Raw genomic sequence first — 15,613 nt, forward strand, 5'->3', positions numbered from 1 at the left:
GGAAACTTTCCTATTGGTCGGGTCGACGTTGCTGGTCGGGTGGGAGGATTCGCTCGTGAGGTCGCTGCGCCGGGTGGGGTCGATCGTCATGGCCACGGGATTGGCCGCGGGATTGGTGGTGGGGCCGGTGAGTCCGGTGTCCGCTGCCGCGTCCGGCGGCGTGGTGCGGGTGAGTCAGCTCGGGTACGGCGCCTTGGACGGCAAGGCGGCGTACGTGATGACGCGGGACGCAGCGGCCGGGAAGAAGTTCCAGGTGGTCGACCGGCACGGGCATCGCGTGCTGACCGGGCGCGTCGGCGGAGACGCGGGGGAGTGGAATGCGACGTACCAGCACGTGTACCAGTTGGACCTGTCCGCGCTGAAGGTGCCGGGGACCTACCGGGTCGAGGTGCCCGGGGTCGCGTCGTCGGCGGCGTTCGACATCCGGGCGAACAGCGACCGGATGCTGACCGGTGCCAAGGACAAGGCGGTCACGTTCTTCACCGAGCAGCGTGACGGCGCGAACGTCGTACCGGGTTCACTCGGCCGGCAGCCGGCGCACCTGAACGACCGGGCCGCGCAGGTCTACGACTGGCCGGTGTTCGTCGATCCCGACACCGATCAGACCGTCGGTGAACTGCAGCGGATCGGTGGGCCGGTCGACGTCGAGGGCGGTTGGTACGACGCCGGCGACTACCTGAAGTTCACGCACATCGCGGCGTACTCGGAGTCGTTGCTGTGGGCATCGGCCAGGGACGCGCGGAAGCCGGACAAGCAGGTGCTGGCCGAGGCGCGGCACGGTCTGGACTGGCTGGACAAGATGTGGGACGAGCGGACGAAGACGCTCTACATCCAGGTCGGAACCGGCACCGGCAACGTCGAGGAGACCTTCATCGGCGACCACGACATCTGGCGGCTGCCGGAGGTCGACGATCATCTGACCGATCCGTCCGAGCGGTTCCTGCGCAACCGGCCGGTGTTCCGGGCCGCGGCGCCAGGGCAGCCGATCAGTCCGAACCTTGCGGGCCGCACTGCTGCCGCGTTCGCTCTTGCTGCACAGGTCGAGGCGCGGACGGATCCGGTCAAGGCTCGTCGTCATCTCGAGACTGCGGCGCAGATCTTCGCTCAGGCTCAGACGAAGAACGTCGGGCAGTTGGTCACGTCGCTGCCGTTCGCGTTCTACCCGGAGTCGGCGTGGCGGGACGACCTCGAGTTGGGCGCCACCGAGCTGGCGCTTGCCGCGCAGCGCCTCCGCGATCCACGAGGACACGCGTGGTTGAAGCAGGCCGGCTACTGGGCTGGGCAGTACATCGAGCACGAGGCCGGCGGCGACACGCTCAACCTGTATGACGTGAGCGCACTGGCGCATGCGGACCTGATCCGGGCCAACCGATCGGATCGTGGGCTGGTGAAGAAGCTGGCTGGTGATCTGCGTGCGCAGCTGGAGATCGGGGCGGGGCGGGCGTCCGCGGATCCGTTCCGCGCTGGGGCGCAGTACGACAACTTCGACGCCGTACCGCATGCCTTCGGGCTGGCGGCTACCGCGCATCTGTATCGGCAGGTGACGGGAGACCGGCGGTACGACGACTTCGGTACGCAGCAGCTCGACTGGAACTTCGGCGCCAACGCGTGGGGTGTGTCGTTCATGGTCGGCGTGGGGGAGAACGCCGAGCGGTGCCCGCACCACCAGATCGCGAACATTCTCGGGCGCGAGCTCACGGGTGCGGTCGTGAACGGGCCGAACTCGGAGGAGCTGTTCGAGGAAGGTCTGGGTGATCACCTGGACGGCATGAACCCGTGCCCGGCCGACGGTGTCGATCAGTACGCTCAGTTCACTGGTCATGGTTCCCGGTACGTCGACGACGTCCGCTCCTGGCAAGCCTCCGAACCAGCCGACGACTTCGCAGCCATCGCGGTCTACGCGCTGACCACGTAGTCCCCTCCCCGCACCGGCGACGCGCGCGCACCTCTCCCCGCGCGCTCGCCGGTGCACCCAGCCGCCCCGCCTACAGGTAGAGCTTGTAGCTGATCACGGCGGGGATCCGGACGTTCAGACGCCCGGCGGTTTTTGTCAGGACTGTTTCGTCGGCCCAGAGGCGGCCGGTCTTGGCGTCGAAGATCAGGACGTGCCGGTTCGGCAGGCCGCCGTAGCTGCTGTCGACCGCGAACGCCTGGCCCTTGCGGCCGCTCCGGTCGGTCATTGCGCCCAGCGATACCGCGTTGCTGTGATCGGCGAGGATCTTGAGCACCGCCGCGCGTACCGCTGGGGCCGGCGTCGCCTCGCGGTACAGGTCCGTGACTGCGCCGGCCAGCTGGCCGGGGCCGTTGGCGTCGATGTCGTGGCCGATCTTCAGCACCGCCAAGAGCCGTGCAGGGTCGCTCGGCAGCGGATAGCGGTACATCGGCTGGTATCTCCCCGGCGGCCACGACTGGTCACCTTTCACCCTGCCGGGCTTGCCGACCGGGTCCTTGTGAGACGTCGGATCCGGGGAGTACGGCTGCCCGGTCCTGATCACCAGGCGCCCGGACAGATCGCTGTTCCACGTCAGGCTCACGTCCTCCGGGATGATCGCCGAGGTGACCCGCTCCTTACTGTCGACGGCCGTCGACAGGTTCCACGCCTGCATCCGCACCGTGTGCGACCCGGCGTCGCCCGGCAGCGTCTTGTCGGCGGCCGCCGTCGCCGCGAGCGCCAGCAACGCCGCCTTGCCCGGCCGGCCCTGCGCGAGCTCGGCATCCAGCAACGGCGGAGTCGCCGCCATCGCGACCCCACCCGACCCGAACGGGTCGACGACCACCACCCCCGCGGCCGCGACCGCCACGGCCCCGGCCACGCCGACCAGCACCGCGCGCCGCCGTACCTTTCCACGACGGGCAGGTACGTCGGCCGCCCGTACGCCGTTGACCGGAGCAACATGCTCCTCCGCGGCCAGCCGGGTCGCGATCCGTTGCAGTCCCGCCAGTTCGCGACCTGTCAGCGGGCCATCTGGGATCCCGGACGCCGGGTCGACGCGCTTCAGTGTGTCGAGGTCGTTGGTGTTCATGAACGTTCTCCCTGCGTCTTGGACTCAGCTGTTCGCACGACCGTGGAACCGACCGACCGTCCCTGGGTGCTCCGCGCGCGGTCGTCGTACTGCGCCTGCGCCGTCTTCAACCGAGCTCTCGCGCGGTGCAGCCGAACTGCCGCGGCCGCCCTCGAGCAACCAAGTGCCGTCGCGAGATCGGCGCCACGCAGTTCCTCCCAGCCCGCCAGCATCAGCGCCTCTTGGTCGGCCGCGCTCAGTGTCCGCAGAGCAGCCAAAGTCCCGGCCAGCTGGTCGGACCACTCAAGCCGCTCGTCCGCGGCCGGTCCGGTCCTGGTCACGAGGTCGTTGCCGGCGCGTTGATATGCGGCAGTCGACCGCTGCCGACTGCGCCGTCGATCGGCCAGCACGTTCGCCGCGACCCGGTACAGCCACGGCAACGCCCGGTCCTGCGGCAAATCCGTCCGCCGCCTCAACGCCGTCAGGAACACGTCCGCGGTCACATCGTGCGCCTCGTCGGCATCCCCGATCCGGCGTACGACGTACCGCAGGATCGCGCGATAGTGCTCCGTATACAGCTGCTCAAGATCGGCCCCGGTGGGCTCGGTCATCGGTTCCACACCCGTCTATTGCCGATCACAACAAACGATTACAGCCGATCAAAGGAGCGTTCAGCGGGGATGTTCGGCGCGCCAGTTCTTGATCATCTGGTCCATGTCGGCGTGGATGAAGGCGAAGAAGTCGGCGGCTTCGGAGAGGCGGCGGCCGACCGGGTTGCCGGGGCCGAACAGCTCCGCGCCGGAGCGGCTGCTGGACTCCCATTCGCTCAGCGCGAGATTGCGCCGTTCGAGGATGGCGGCGAAGACGTCGTCGCGGATCCGGTAGTGGTCCTTGCGTGAGCCGGGTTGCCGCTCGCGGGTGATGAAGGAGACCTGGATCAGCTGCCGGACCGCGCCGGACACCGCGGGCTGGCTGATCTTCAGCGATTCGGCCAGCTCGGCGGCCGTCATCGTCCCGGTCGGGCTGACCAGCATCCGTCCCATCACCCGGGCCGACATGGTCGGGACGCCACTGTTCGCCAGGATGCCGGCGAAGCGCTCGACGAATTGGCTGACCTCTTCGGGAGTGGGTTCGGGCGCCATGGTTGAAGACTACAGTAATTTGATCTATCGCAACTATCACAAATATCTGATAATTTGCTCGACATGACCACCTCCTCCGTTGCCGAAGGGCCGACGCTCACCGGCGCCCGCCGCTTCGGAGTCCTCTTCGCACTCTGCCTGGCCGTGCTCGTGCTCGGCCTCGACACGACCGTGCTGAACGTCGCGCTGCCGACCCTGGCCGCCGACCTCGACGCGTCGACCAGTCAGCTGCAGTGGATGGCGAACAGCTACAACCTGGTTCTCGCCGCGCTGCTGTTGCCGGCCGGACTGCTCGGCGACCGCTTCGGGCGCCGCAAGATCATCGCGATCGCGCTGACACTGTTCGGCGCAGCGTCGCTCGCCTGTGCGCTGTCCGACTCGGCCGGCCAGCTGATCGGCGCCAGGGCGTTCCTCGGCGTCGGCGCCGCGATGATCGTGCCGGTCGCGCTGTCCTTGATCACCGTGCTGTTCCCCACCGAGGTCGAGCGCAAGAAGGCGATCGGCTTCTTCGTCGTGGCGAACAGCATCGGTATGCCGGTCGGCCCGATCGTCGGCGGCCTGCTGCTGGACCACGCCGGCTGGCAGTGGATCTTCTACCTGAACGTGCCGATCGCGCTGATCGCCGCGATCGCTGTCAGCCTGCTGGTCCCGGAGACCCGCAGCTCGCGCCGGCCGGCGATCGACTGGCTCGGCATCCTGCTCTCCAGCACCGGCCTGGCCTCGCTCGTGTACGGCGTGACCAAGGCGGGGGAGACCTCGTGGACCGACGGCACCACGGTGCTCTTCCTGGCGCTGGCCGTCGTACTCCTTGCTGTCTTCCTGCTCTGGCAGCGGCGGAACTCCGACCCGCTGATCGAGCTGCGGCTGTTCGGCGAGAAGGTGTTCACCGGTGGGGCGGTGCTGCTCACCGTCTCGGTGTTCGCGATCTTCGGGTTGCTCTTCACGATGCCGCAGTACTTCCAGGGCATCAACGGGTCCGACGCGCTGCACACCGGTCTCAAGCTGCTGCCGTTCATCGGTGGAATGACGGTCGGGGCGAAGCTGGCCGAGCCGGTTGAGGCGAAGGTCGGCACCCGGCTGGTGGTGATGGCCGGGTTCCTGGTGATGGCCGCCGGGTTCCTGCTCGGAGCCTTCACCGATCTCGGCACCGGCTACGGCTACACCGCGATCTGGTTCGTGGTGGTCGGGTTCGGCCTCGGCTGTTCGATGCCGCAGGCAATGAACGCGGCGCTGGGTGTGCTCGACCCGGAGCGGGCCGGCACCGGATCCGCTCTACTGCAGGCGTTCCGGCAGGTTGGCGGCACCGTCGGTGTAGCTGTCCTCGGCACGGTGCTGAACTCGGTCTACCGGCACAACGTGGACACGACCGGACTGCCGGCACAGGCGGCTGACGCGGTCGAGAAGGGGCTGGGTGGCGGGCTCTCAGTCGCGACCAAGGTCGGGTCTGCGGACCTGCTCGGCGACGTACGCGACGCGTTCATGACCAGCCTCAACACGACCATGTGGGTCTCGGCCGGCATCGCGGTCGTGGGCGCCGTACTGGCCGCCGTACTGATGCCGAAGCAGGCCACCAAGGCCTCGCAGGAGGCGCTGATGGGGATCAAGCAGGACGCCTGACAGAGCAGCGCGGCGCCTGCTCCCGAGGGGAGAGCAGGCGCCGCGCGATGACGTCAGTTGAGCTCGAGGCCCGGGTACAGCGGGTGCTTGTCGAGCATCTCGGCCGAGGCGGCCTTGACCTTGTCGGCAACGCCGTCGGCCAGCACGTACTTCGCCTTGGACGGTGCACCGGCGGCCGTTGTCGTCGGCGTCGTCGAAGACAGCACGTCGACCATCAACTCGGCGACCCGGTCGAACTCGTCGGCCCCGAAGCCGCGCGTGGTCAGTGCCGGCGTACCGATCCGGACGCCTGAGGTGTACCAGGCGCCGTTCGGGTCGCGCGGTACGGCGTTCCGATTCGTCACGATCCCCGCGTCGAGCAGCGCCGACTCGGCCTGCCGCCCGGTGATCCCGTACGACGAGACGTCGAGCAGAGCCAGGTGGTTCTCGGTGCCATCGGTGACGAGCTTGACGCCACGCTTCATCAGGCCCTCCGCGAGCACGACCGCGTTGTCTGCGACGGCCTGCGCGTACTCCTGGAACGACGGCTGCCGGGCCTCCGCCAGCGCGACCGCCTTCGCCGCCATCGTCTGGCCGAGCGGACCACCCAGAACCATCGGGCAGCCGCGGTCGACGGCGTCGGCGTACTCCGGCTGGCACAGCACCATGCCGCCGCGCGGGCCGCGCAGCGACTTGTGCGTGGTCGTCGTGGTGACGTGCGCATGCGGGATCGGGTCGAAGTCGTCGGTGAAGACCTTGCCCGCGACCAGGCCGGCGAAGTGCGCCATGTCGACCATCAGCGTCGCGCCGACCTCGTCGGCGATCTCGCGCATCGTCGCGAAGTTCACCTTCCGCGGGTACGCCGAGTAGCCGGCGATCAGGATCAGCGGCTTGAACTCCCGCGCCTTGCGGGCGACCTCGTCGTAGTCGAGCAGCCCGGTCTCCGGATCGGTGCCGTAGGAGCTCTGGTGGAACATCTTGCCGGAGATGTTCGGCCGGAAGCCGTGGGTCAGGTGACCGCCGGCGTCCAGCGACATACCGAGCATCTTCTGGTCACCGAACGCCCGGCGGAGCTTGGACCAGTCCTCCTCGGACAGGTCGTTGACGTGCTTCGCGCCCGCCTCGGCCAGCGCCGGGGACTCGATCCGCTGGGCCAGGATCGCCCAGAAGGCGACCAGGTTCGCGTCGATGCCGGAGTGCGGCTGGACGTAGGCATGCGGGGCGTTGAACAGCGCCGTGGCGTGGTCGGCCGCGGCCTGCTCGACGGTGTCGATGTTCTGGCAGCCCGCGTAGAAACGGTGCCCGATGGTGCCCTCGGCGTACTTGTCCGAGAGCCAGTTGCCCATCGTCAGCAAGGTGGCGGGGGAGGCGTAGTTCTCGCTCGCGATCAGCTTCAGCGAGGAACGCTGGTCGGCCAGTTCGGCCTTGATCGCGCCGGCGACGGTGGGTTCCACCGCGGCGATCACCTGGAGCGCGTTGTTGTACGCGGCCGACGCGGCGGCGGCGTCGAAGGGTTGAGTCATCGTTGTCTCTCCTGCGGTTGCAGTGGGTCGTGGGCACCCAGGCGCACGGTGCCGACAGTCTTCGCTCCCCGGTGGTTCTCCACCTCAGCGCGCCAGTCGCGACGCGGCCACCCTATCGTGCTGCCGCGGCTCAGAGTCAGAGGCTGCGGTCGGTGATCAGGCCGAACGGCGTGGTCCGCGGGAGGGTGCCGAAGACGCCGCCCCAGTCGTTCGCCAGTCGGGACGCGACGAAGGCGTCCGCGACCGCGGGTGTGGAGTGCCGGACGAGCAGGGACGCCTGAAGGCAGAGCGCCATCCGCGCCGCCAACCGGCGGGCGCCCGCCTCGGCGCCCTCGACGTCAGCAAGCGCTTGCAGTACGTCGTTGACCGCGGTGTCCAGGCGTTCGTCCGCACCCCGCGCCGCGCCGACCTCCAGCAGCCAAGCCTCGAGCGACTCGGGCCGTCTGAGGGCTCGCAGTACGTCGAGTGCGTTCACGTTCCCCGACCCTTCCCAGATCGAGTTCAGCGGGGACTCCCGGAACAGCAGAGGCATCCCGGACTCCTCGACGAACCCGTTCCCGCCGAGACACTCCAGGGCCTCGGCGGCCATGAACGGCGTCCGCTTACTCACCCAGAACTTCGCCAGCGGCAGCCCGATCCGCCGGAACGCGGCCTCCTGCTCGTTGCCGTTGGTCGACGCATCAACCGCCGCCGCAAGCCGCATCGCGAGCGCTGTCGCAGCCTCACTCTCGAGCGCCAGGTCGGCCAGCACGTTCTGCATCGCGGGCTTGTCGGCGAGCAGATCACCGAACGCCGAACGATGGCGGGTGTGCCAGAGCGCCTCGACCAGCGCGCGCCGTTGGAGAGCGGCCGAGCCGAGGACGCAGTCCAGCCGGGTCGCGGCCACCATCTCGATGATCGTGCGGACCCCGGCGCCCTCGTCGCCGAGGCGGTAGCCGACCGTGCCGTGGAACTCGACCTCGCTGGACGCGTTCGACCGGTTCCCGAGCTTGTCCTTCAGCCGCTGCAGGGCAAACGCGTTCCGGTTGCCGTCGGCAAGCACGCGCGGGACGACGAAGCAGCTCAGTCCGTCCGGCGCCTGCGCCAGTACCAGGAAGACGTCGACCTGTGGCGCCGAGCAGAACCACTTGTGCCCGTTCAGCTGGTATTCACCGTCGTCACCGGCCGGCGTCGCGGTGGTCAGGTTCGCCCGGACGTCCGAGCCGCCCTGCTTCTCGGTCATCCCCATCCCCGCGAGGACGCCGCTCTTGGTGGCCGCAGGCAACCGGCGTACGTCGTACTGGCGCGAAGCCAGCTGCGGGACCCACTCCTTGGCGAGCCGTTCGTCCGCCCTGAGGGCGGGGACGGCGGCGTACGTCATCGAGATCGGGCAGCCGTGGCCGGGCTCGACCTGGGACCAGACGTAGAAGCCGGCCGCGCGGGTCAGGTGCGGGGAGGGCCGGTCGCTCGTCCACGGCGCGGCCTGCAGCCCGAAGCCGACGGCGCGCTCCATCAGCCAGTGCCAGGACGGGTGGAACTCGACCTCGTCGATCCGGTTCCCGTACCTGTCGTGCGTGCGCAGGACCGGTACGTTCTGGTTCGCGGGGAGTGCCTGAGCGAGGGCCTCTTCGGAGCCCGCGAGCTCGCCGATCCGGGTCAGCCCGGGATCGTCCGCGAGGTCGGCGTACGGACGCAGAGCGTCACCGAGGGCCGTGTCCCGGGTGAAGAAGTTCACCCCCTGGAGTGGGGGAGCCTGATTCGTTACCGCGAATGGGTCCGCCATGTCAGTACGGTAAGCGGTATGGCACGTTCAGGGGCAAGACCCGCGGGTGGGAGCTCCCTCTCATTGGCATGGGTCCGCAAAATCCCCGCGACGACCTGGAAGCTGCTCACCCAGACCATCGGTGTCTGTCTGCGCTACCGGGTCACCGGTCTCGCGGCGGAGGGGGCGTTCTTCGCGATCCTCTCGCTGCCGCCGCTGATTTTCGGGCTGGCCGGAAGTCTCGGTTACATCGCCGGCAAGTACTTCGAGGTCGAGACGATCGACGACATCAAGGCGCAGATCGTCGAACTGGCCGCCCGGGCGCTGACCGCCGACTCCGTCCAGGGTGTGATCGTGCCGACCCTGGACCAGGTCCTGAACGGCGGCCGGCCGGACGTCATCTCGATCGGTTTCGTGCTCGCGCTGTGGTCCGGCAGCCGCGCGCTGAACGTGTTCGTCGACACCATCACGATCATGTACGGGATGGGTGGCAAGCGCGGCATCGTCCGGACCCGGGCGCTGTCGTTCTCGCTGTACTGCGCCGCCCTCGTGATCGGCGTGATCGTCCTCCCGCTGGTGCTGGCCGGACCGGACGCCGTACAGGCTCTGCTGCCGCACCGCCTCGATTTCCTGAACCAGCTGTACTGGCCCGTCGTCACGATCCTGTCCGCGGGCTTCTTGAACACCCTGTACCACCTGTCGGTGCCGGTGCGGACGCCTTGGGTCTCCGATCTGCCCGGGTCGTTCCTGGCGCTCTCGATCTGGATCCTGGGCAGCTTCGTCCTGCGCTGGATCCTGCAGAGCACGGTCGGCGGTACGTCGATCTACGGTCCGCTGGCGGCACCGATCGCCGTACTGATGTGGCTCTACATGACCGCCATCGCGGTGCTGATCGGCGCGGCGCTGAACGCGGTCGTCGACCGGCTCTGGCCGCACAAGGTCCGCGTGACGGAGACGGCGAAGGAGACCGTGGACGAGGTCGAGCCGGTGATGAAGGCGGAGTCGGAGCCGCATCACGACAACCCGCTGACCCCGGTCGAGCAGGAGCGGCCGGAGATCGAGGTCGCGCGGAAGGTCGAGGGCCTCGGCGTACCGGCGGCGGACCAGCCGCCCAAGGCCCCGTCGTCAGAGCGGCCGCCTACGGACCGGCCACCTACGGACCGGCCGCGGACGGACCGGCCACCGAAGGCTCCGGCGGCCGAGCCGGGACCGAAGACCGAGGTCGCCGAGCCGGCCCCCGCGCCGGCGCCGCAGCGCAAGCCCGAACCGGCCTCCGGGCCGGCGCCCCAGCGCAAGCCCGAGCCGGTCGGAAAACCCGGTGCGCAAACTGACACCGACGACCTACGCTGACGCCATCAGCCGGTCCTGGACCAGGACCGCAGGACTTGGAAGGGAGGCCCCCGCCATGAGCTTGGATCAGGCCCACCGGGCCGATGTCTCCCACCCCGTCCGTCCGCTGAGCTGACCTCGCGGCCGGACCCTCCGAAAGGTTCGCCGATGTCAGCCACACTCCAGGCCCTGGGACTCGACAGTTCCACGGCCGACTACCTGAGCTCTGTCCCGGCCGAGCTCGTGCCGGGACGCGTCTCCCGGGTCGACAAGGGCCTGGCGACGGTACTCACCGAGGACGGCCCGGTCCGCGCGACGTGGTCCAGTGCGCTCCTTGCCGCGGTGGCCAGTGACCCCCAGGCCGGCCCATGTACAGGGGATTGGGCCGTACTGCGGTACTGGCCGGACGACCGGATCACGGTCGAGTCCCTGGCTCCACGGCGTACGGCGATCGTGCGCGCGGAGGTCGGTGGTTCGTCCAGAGGCCAGGTGCTCGCGGCCAACGTCGACGTGATCGCGATCGTCGTCGGCCTGGTACCGGAGCCGAACATCGTCCGGATCGAGCGCTTCCTCGCGCTGGCGTGGGAGAGCGGTGCGCGGCCGGTCGTCGTACTGACCAAGTCGGACCTTGTCGGCGATGCCGACGCCCTCGCTGAGGATGTGGCGCGTGCTGCGCCGGGTGCCGACGTACTGGTGTGTAGTGCGACGACTGGTCAGGGCCTGGAGTCGGTACGGACGCTGCTGGATGGTGACGCGACTGTGGCGCTGCTCGGGTCGAGTGGTGCGGGGAAGTCGTCGCTGGTGAACGCGCTGGCCGGTGTGGAGCTGCTGGACGTGCAGGACATCCGTGAGGACGGGAAGGGCCGGCACACCTCGGTCCGGCGTGAGCTGATCGTGCTGCCGAATGGCGGCGTTGTGATCGACACGCCTGGGCTGCGGGGGATCGGTCTGCAGGAGTCCGGTGAGGGTTTGGCCGCGGCGTTCCCGGACATCACGGCGCTGGCTGAGCAGTGCAAGTTCAAGGACTGCGCCCATGCCACTGAGCCCGGGTGCGCTGTGCGGGCCGCGCTGGAGGACGGCACGCTGCCGATCCGCCGCTTCGAGAGCTGGACCAAACTGCAGCGCGAGGCCGCCTTCATGGCCCGCCGCAACAACCTCCGCCTCCGCGCCGAAGCCAAGAAACAATGGGCCCGCCAGTCCAAGGCCTACCGCCGCGACGTGAACCCACGCCAATAGGTTGCGTGCTCCCGGTGAAAGGATCGGGAGCATGGATCGTGCTGTGTTGGTGACAGGGGCCTCGCGGGGGATTGGGGCGGCGACGGCGCAGGCGTTCGGGGACGCGGGGGACCGGGTTGCGGTGCACTACGGGGCCTCGGCCGACGCTGCCGAGGCCGTTGTGAAGTCGCTGCCTGGATCAGGGCATGTCCTCGCGCACGCGGATCTGGCTGATCCGGCCGCGATCCAGACAATGGTCGACGACGCCGCGGCCGCTCTGGGCAGGATCGACGTACTCGTGAACAACGCCGGCGTCTACCACCCCCACCGCATCCGGGAGACGACGTACGCCGAATGGCAGCAGGCCTGGGCCGACACCCTCGCGGTCAATCTCGTCGGCCCATCGAACGTCACATGGTGCGCGGTCCGGCACATGGGCCGCGGCGGCCGGATCGTCAACGTATCGTCGCGCGGTGCGTTCCGCGGCGAGCCCAACCAGCCCGCGTACGGCGCCTCGAAGGCGGGCATCGTGTCGTTCACCCAGTCGCTGGCCCGCGCACTCGGTCCGGAAGGCATCGCCGTGACCGCGATCGCGCCCGGTTGGACGACCACCGACATGGCCGCCGTACACCTGACCGGCGAAGGCTACGACCGCCGCCGCATGGAGAGCCCGCTCGAACGCGTCGCCGACCCGTCGGAAGTCGCGGCGGCGATCCTCTACCTGGCGTCGCCGGAGGCCGAGTTCGCCACCGGCACGGTCCTGGACTTCAACGGTGGCTCCCAGCTCCGGATGTAATTCGCTCGGCCGGCTCGCGCTTTCGGGCTAGGGTCCTGTCCGTGCATCGCATCATCACCCCGCCGACCGCCGCTTAGGCGGACGGTCACTCGGTTAGCGCCCAGGTTCTGACCTGGGCTTCTTCGGGCTGTTCGCAGACGACCCATCTCTCCCGCGAACATCCCGGAGTACTTCGATGCTGCACCGACCCACGAAGACGCGCGCCCTCGCCTACGTCGCCCTGGCCGGCCTCGCCTGGGGCACCGGCGGTCCCACCGGCGCTCTGCTGTTCCAATCGAGCGGCCTGACCTCGACTGCCATCTCCTTCTGGCGCCTGGCCACCGGCGCCGCCTGGCTGCTCTTGGCCAACTGCCTCTTCACCAGGACCTCGATCCGCGCCACGTTCATGGCCGCGCCAAGGCGATACATCCTCACCGGCCTAGGTCTGACCGCCTGCCAACTCGGCTACTTCGCCGCCATACCCCGAGTAGGCGTAGCAGTAGCCACCGTCATCTCCCTAGGCGCAGGCCCTCTCTTCATAGCCCTGGCAACCCGAGAACGCATCACGCCGGCACTCCTGCTGGCAGTCCTAGGCCTGACCCTCCTGGTAGCAGCCCCCGGCACCGCCATCACCACATCCCTCCCCGGCATCCTCCTGTCGCTCCTCTCAGCAGCCGGCTACGCCACCACCACCCTTCTCAACCGCAACAACCCAGCCCCCACCACCACAGCCCTCCTAGGCTTCACCACCGCAGCCCTGGCACTCCTACCCCTAGCCCTACTCGAAGGCCTGACCCCACACGCGGCAAGTTGGCCGACCCTCGCGTACTTCGGCCTGATCCCCACCGCCCTCGCCTACACCCTCTTCTACTCAAGCCTCCGCACCCTGACCCCCTCAACGGCAGCCGTCCTAGCCCTGCTGGAACCCCTAACAGCCACAGCCCTAGCCGTCCTCCTCTTCCACGAGCACCTGACGCTCCTAACCCTCACAGGAGCCGCCACCCTCCTAACAGCAGTAGCCCTAAAAGCCCTACGCCCCTAACCGCCTGAGCTTGTGACTGGGTGTGGGCCACCCGAGACGTGGAGCCGGGACGGTCCGCGTATGTGCTGCCCAGATCCCACACCCAGCAAGCAACCCACCCCCAGCCCGAAACCATCAAGCGGCGCCCAACCCCCGCCCGGAACCGTTCGAGCGGCGAGCAACCACCGCCCGGAACCATCACCGCGGCGCTCGGCCCCGCCCGGAACCGTCACCGCGGCGCCCAACCCCAGCAAGCCGAGCGAAGCGAAGGCGCAAAGGGGGTGCGGGTGGCGGAGCCCCCGCCCGCGGCGAGCGAAGCGCTGCCGCACAAATGACGAAGGCGACGCGGTCCGCGCACTCCGCGGACACACGTCGCCCATCGCCTTCGTGGACGATACTGGGATCGAACCAGTGACCTCTTCCGTGTCAGGGAAGCGCGCTACCGCTGCGCCAATCGTCCAAAACAACAACAACTCTAGTCTCAGGGCTGCGAGGTGGAGACGGGATTCGAACCCGTGTACACGGCTTTGCAGGCCGTTGCCTCGCCTCTCGGCCACTCCACCAGGAAGAAAGCTGGCCTGCCGAACCCTCTCCGAGCGGACGACCGGGTTCGAACCGGCGACCTCAACCTTGGCAAGGTTGCGCTCTACCAACTGAGCTACGTCCGCATCGCTCCGGCGGGGTGTTCCTGCTCGGTGCGAGAGCAGAACAGTAGCGCACTTTCGGCGTACGCAAAAACCAGATTCCGGGGTGTCGCGATGTGGACGGTCGGAGCGTGGATTTCACCTCTCCCGTCACACCAGTCCCACGCGTCGGGGGTGACTCCAGGACGCCGTAGTACCCCGGGATCCGTGCCGCGTCAGCCGTTGGCCGGCGCGAGGTCGACGTTGCGCAGGTAGTCGGGATTGCCGAGGAGTTCGATCCCGGCGATCCGGCCGTCGGCGACTGTGAACGAGAACACGACGACCGGTTCGCCCCGCAGCCTCCACACCGCTCCGGCCTTGCCGTCGACCAACGTGAGTACGGCGGCCTGCGCGCGCCCGGAGAACGTCTCCGCGACGGCCGCGGCACCCCGCACCATCGCGCCTGCGCCGCGCGCCACGACCGTTTCGTCGGCACGCAGTACGACGTCCGGGTCGAGCAACTCGAGCAGTGCGTCGAAGTCTCCACCACGCGACGCCGCGAGGAACGCCTCGACGATCTCCTTCTGCCGGTTGGCATCCGCTCCCGCGGGTTCCGGCGTACCTTGCACTCGCCGCCGCGCCCGGCTCGCCAGCTGCCGCGCGGCCTCCGACGACTTGCCTACGATCGGCGCGATGTCGTCGTACGGCACCGCGAACATGTCATGCAGCACGAACGCCAACCTCTCGGCCGGCGTCAACGTCTCGAGTACGACGAGGAGCGCGAGCCCGACCGAGTCCGCCTGCACTGCCTCGAGCTCAGGATCCGGTACGTCGTCGTCCGTGAGCGCAGGGGAGTGGTCGCCGACCGTCTGCTCGGGCCGCCCGCGCCGTGTCCGCAGCATGTCCAGGCAGATGCGCCCGACAACGGTCGTGAGCCAACCGCCCAGGTTGTCGATCGCGTCGGCGTCGGATCGGCTCAGCCGGATCCACGCCTCCTGCACCGCGTCCTCGGCCTCGACGCGCGACCCGAGGATCCGGTACGCGACCACGCGCAAGTGTTCCCGGTTCTCCTCGAACCGCTCCGCCAGCCAGTCGTGTTCGCTCATGTCCCTCTCCACCTGTCACACTCCGGTCCGACCACCGTCAATTGGTGTGACGCGAAAACCCAACCACATGTGACACCCGTAGGAGTCCATCATGGCTGCCCCCAGGCCCCTCGCCGTACGCAAGCAAGACACCCTGCACCGGCTGGAGCACGACATCGACGCCTGGGTGGCCACCGCATCACCTGACGGCACGCCGTACCTGATGCCCTTGTCCTTCCTCTGGGACGGCCGAACCCTCCTGCTGTCCACCGCTGTCAACAACCCCACCGCCCGCAATCTCCGCGCCAACCCTCTCGTGCAGATGACCATCGGCCAGACCAGGGACGTCATCCACATCACCGCCACGACCGAAGAACTTGCCACTGTCCCCATCGCCGAGGGCGACGCCTTCGCCACCAAGGCCGGCTTCGACCCCCGCCAAGCCTCCACTCCCTACCCGTTCATCCGCGCGACGCCCACGACGATCCAGGCCTGGAGCGAGGGCAACGAGATCAAGGGCCGCCTCCTCATGCAGTCCGGTGTGTGGCTCGTCTAGCCCGT

Annotated in this window: 13 protein-coding genes, 3 tRNA genes and 1 riboswitch; of the genes, 7 read left to right on the top strand and 9 right to left on the bottom strand. The window is 68.7% G+C overall.

Features of this window, described 5'->3' with window-relative positions; all coding sequences use genetic code 11:
* Positions 1-55 precede the first annotated feature (55 nt).
* Positions 56-1,915: a glycoside hydrolase family 9 protein gene (locus ACIBG5_RS04640; RefSeq protein ID WP_396390103.1), complete on the top strand. Its 1,860-nt coding sequence runs from the start codon at positions 56-58 to the stop codon at positions 1,913-1,915.
* A 70-nt stretch (positions 1,916-1,985) separates the two neighbouring features.
* Here ACIBG5_RS04640 and ACIBG5_RS04645 read toward each other — a convergent pair whose 3' ends face one another.
* From ACIBG5_RS04645 to ACIBG5_RS04655, 3 genes are read right to left on the bottom strand one after another with little or no spacing between them, the layout of a single operon-like run.
* Positions 1,986-3,023: a CU044_5270 family protein gene (locus ACIBG5_RS04645; RefSeq protein ID WP_396390105.1), complete on the bottom strand. Its 1,038-nt coding sequence runs from the start codon at positions 3,021-3,023 to the stop codon at positions 1,986-1,988.
* Complete coding sequence (locus ACIBG5_RS04650; protein ID WP_396390107.1) at positions 3,020-3,613, bottom strand: RNA polymerase sigma factor; 594 nt, start codon at positions 3,611-3,613, stop codon at positions 3,020-3,022. Before ACIBG5_RS04650 ends, ACIBG5_RS04645 begins: the two co-directional genes overlap by 4 nt.
* 60 nt (positions 3,614-3,673) lie before the next feature.
* Positions 3,674-4,144 (bottom strand): GbsR/MarR family transcriptional regulator, encoded by a 471-nt coding sequence (locus ACIBG5_RS04655; RefSeq protein ID WP_396390109.1) that lies wholly within the window; start codon positions 4,142-4,144, stop codon positions 3,674-3,676.
* A gap of 63 nt (positions 4,145-4,207) precedes the next feature.
* Here ACIBG5_RS04655 and ACIBG5_RS04660 point away from each other — a divergent pair, with 63 nt between their 5' ends.
* Positions 4,208-5,761 (top strand): MFS transporter, encoded by a 1,554-nt coding sequence (locus tag ACIBG5_RS04660; RefSeq protein WP_396390110.1) that lies wholly within the window; start codon positions 4,208-4,210, stop codon positions 5,759-5,761.
* 53 nt (positions 5,762-5,814) lie between these two features.
* Here the strand turns inward: ACIBG5_RS04660 and ACIBG5_RS04665 are convergent, their stop codons facing one another.
* Together ACIBG5_RS04665 and ACIBG5_RS04670 are read right to left on the bottom strand one after the other, a co-directional pair.
* Complete coding sequence (locus ACIBG5_RS04665; protein ID WP_396390111.1) at positions 5,815-7,263, bottom strand: glycine hydroxymethyltransferase; 1,449 nt, start codon at positions 7,261-7,263, stop codon at positions 5,815-5,817.
* 28 nt (positions 7,264-7,291) lie between these two features.
* A riboswitch (ZMP/ZTP riboswitch) is annotated at positions 7,292-7,373 on the bottom strand.
* Between the two features lie 26 nt (positions 7,374-7,399).
* Positions 7,400-9,025, bottom strand: coding sequence for an acyl-CoA dehydrogenase family protein (locus ACIBG5_RS04670; RefSeq protein ID WP_396390113.1), 1,626 nt, complete (start codon positions 9,023-9,025; stop codon positions 7,400-7,402).
* An 18-nt stretch (positions 9,026-9,043) separates the two neighbouring features.
* Between ACIBG5_RS04670 and ACIBG5_RS04675 the strand changes: the two genes are divergently transcribed.
* The 4 genes from ACIBG5_RS04675 to ACIBG5_RS04690 all read left to right on the top strand — a co-directional run bounded on the left by ACIBG5_RS04675 (position 9,044) and on the right by ACIBG5_RS04690 (position 13,365).
* Positions 9,044-10,354 carry a YhjD/YihY/BrkB family envelope integrity protein gene (locus tag ACIBG5_RS04675; protein WP_396390115.1) on the top strand — a complete coding sequence of 437 codons (1,311 nt, stop codon included), beginning with the start codon at positions 9,044-9,046 and terminating at the stop codon, positions 10,352-10,354.
* 147 nt (positions 10,355-10,501) lie between these two features.
* The gene (gene rsgA, locus ACIBG5_RS04680; RefSeq protein ID WP_396390117.1) at positions 10,502-11,569 is read left to right on the top strand and encodes a ribosome small subunit-dependent GTPase A; all 1,068 of its coding nucleotides are present in this window, start codon (positions 10,502-10,504) and stop codon (positions 11,567-11,569) included.
* 31 nt (positions 11,570-11,600) lie between these two features.
* Positions 11,601-12,344 carry an SDR family NAD(P)-dependent oxidoreductase gene (locus ACIBG5_RS04685; protein WP_396390118.1) on the top strand — a complete coding sequence of 248 codons (744 nt, stop codon included), beginning with the start codon at positions 11,601-11,603 and terminating at the stop codon, positions 12,342-12,344.
* A 175-nt stretch (positions 12,345-12,519) separates the two neighbouring features.
* The gene (locus ACIBG5_RS04690; RefSeq protein ID WP_396390120.1) at positions 12,520-13,365 is read left to right on the top strand and encodes an EamA family transporter; all 846 of its coding nucleotides are present in this window, start codon (positions 12,520-12,522) and stop codon (positions 13,363-13,365) included.
* A 367-nt stretch (positions 13,366-13,732) separates the two neighbouring features.
* Here ACIBG5_RS04690 and ACIBG5_RS04695 read toward each other — a convergent pair.
* The 4 genes from ACIBG5_RS04695 to ACIBG5_RS04710 all read right to left on the bottom strand — a co-directional run bounded on the left by ACIBG5_RS04695 (position 13,733) and on the right by ACIBG5_RS04710 (position 15,073).
* A tRNA-Val gene (locus ACIBG5_RS04695) sits at positions 13,733-13,804 on the bottom strand.
* Positions 13,805-13,836: 32 nt separating this feature from the next.
* Positions 13,837-13,907 (bottom strand) — tRNA-Cys (locus ACIBG5_RS04700).
* Positions 13,908-13,939: 32 nt separating this feature from the next.
* Positions 13,940-14,012 (bottom strand) — tRNA-Gly (locus ACIBG5_RS04705).
* A gap of 191 nt (positions 14,013-14,203) precedes the next feature.
* Entirely contained in the window at positions 14,204-15,073 is an 870-nt protein-coding gene (locus ACIBG5_RS04710) for a sigma-70 family RNA polymerase sigma factor (protein ID WP_396390121.1), read from the bottom strand.
* 91 nt (positions 15,074-15,164) lie between these two features.
* Between ACIBG5_RS04710 and ACIBG5_RS04715 the strand changes: the two genes are divergently transcribed.
* Positions 15,165-15,608 (top strand): pyridoxamine 5'-phosphate oxidase family protein, encoded by a 444-nt coding sequence (locus ACIBG5_RS04715; protein WP_396390123.1) that lies wholly within the window; start codon positions 15,165-15,167, stop codon positions 15,606-15,608.
* The last annotated feature ends 5 nt before the right edge of the window (positions 15,609-15,613 follow it).

Source organism: Kribbella sp. NPDC050241, assembly GCF_044459685.1.
In the GTDB taxonomy this organism is placed as follows: domain Bacteria; phylum Actinomycetota; class Actinomycetes; order Propionibacteriales; family Kribbellaceae; genus Kribbella.

Excerpts from the sequence above, each read along its gene's own strand:
- ACIBG5_RS04670 (WP_396390113.1), bottom strand. The coding sequence starts at position 9,025 with ATGGCGGACCCATTCGCGGTAACGAATCAGGCTCCCCCACTCCAGGGG.
- ACIBG5_RS04710 (WP_396390121.1), bottom strand. The coding sequence starts at position 15,073 with ATGAGCGAACACGACTGGCTGGCGGAGCGGTTCGAGGAGAACCGGGAA.
- rsgA (WP_396390117.1), top strand. The coding sequence starts at position 10,502 with ATGTCAGCCACACTCCAGGCCCTGGGACTCGACAGTTCCACGGCCGAC.
- ACIBG5_RS04685 (WP_396390118.1), top strand. The coding sequence starts at position 11,601 with ATGGATCGTGCTGTGTTGGTGACAGGGGCCTCGCGGGGGATTGGGGCG.
- ACIBG5_RS04650 (WP_396390107.1), bottom strand. The coding sequence starts at position 3,613 with ATGACCGAGCCCACCGGGGCCGATCTTGAGCAGCTGTATACGGAGCAC.
- ACIBG5_RS04715 (WP_396390123.1), top strand. The coding sequence starts at position 15,165 with ATGGCTGCCCCCAGGCCCCTCGCCGTACGCAAGCAAGACACCCTGCAC.
- ACIBG5_RS04655 (WP_396390109.1), bottom strand. The coding sequence starts at position 4,144 with ATGGCGCCCGAACCCACTCCCGAAGAGGTCAGCCAATTCGTCGAGCGC.
- ACIBG5_RS04675 (WP_396390115.1), top strand. The coding sequence starts at position 9,044 with ATGGCACGTTCAGGGGCAAGACCCGCGGGTGGGAGCTCCCTCTCATTG.
- ACIBG5_RS04690 (WP_396390120.1), top strand. The coding sequence starts at position 12,520 with ATGCTGCACCGACCCACGAAGACGCGCGCCCTCGCCTACGTCGCCCTG.
- ACIBG5_RS04645 (WP_396390105.1), bottom strand. The coding sequence starts at position 3,023 with ATGAACACCAACGACCTCGACACACTGAAGCGCGTCGACCCGGCGTCC.
- ACIBG5_RS04660 (WP_396390110.1), top strand. The coding sequence starts at position 4,208 with ATGACCACCTCCTCCGTTGCCGAAGGGCCGACGCTCACCGGCGCCCGC.
- ACIBG5_RS04665 (WP_396390111.1), bottom strand. The coding sequence starts at position 7,263 with ATGACTCAACCCTTCGACGCCGCCGCCGCGTCGGCCGCGTACAACAAC.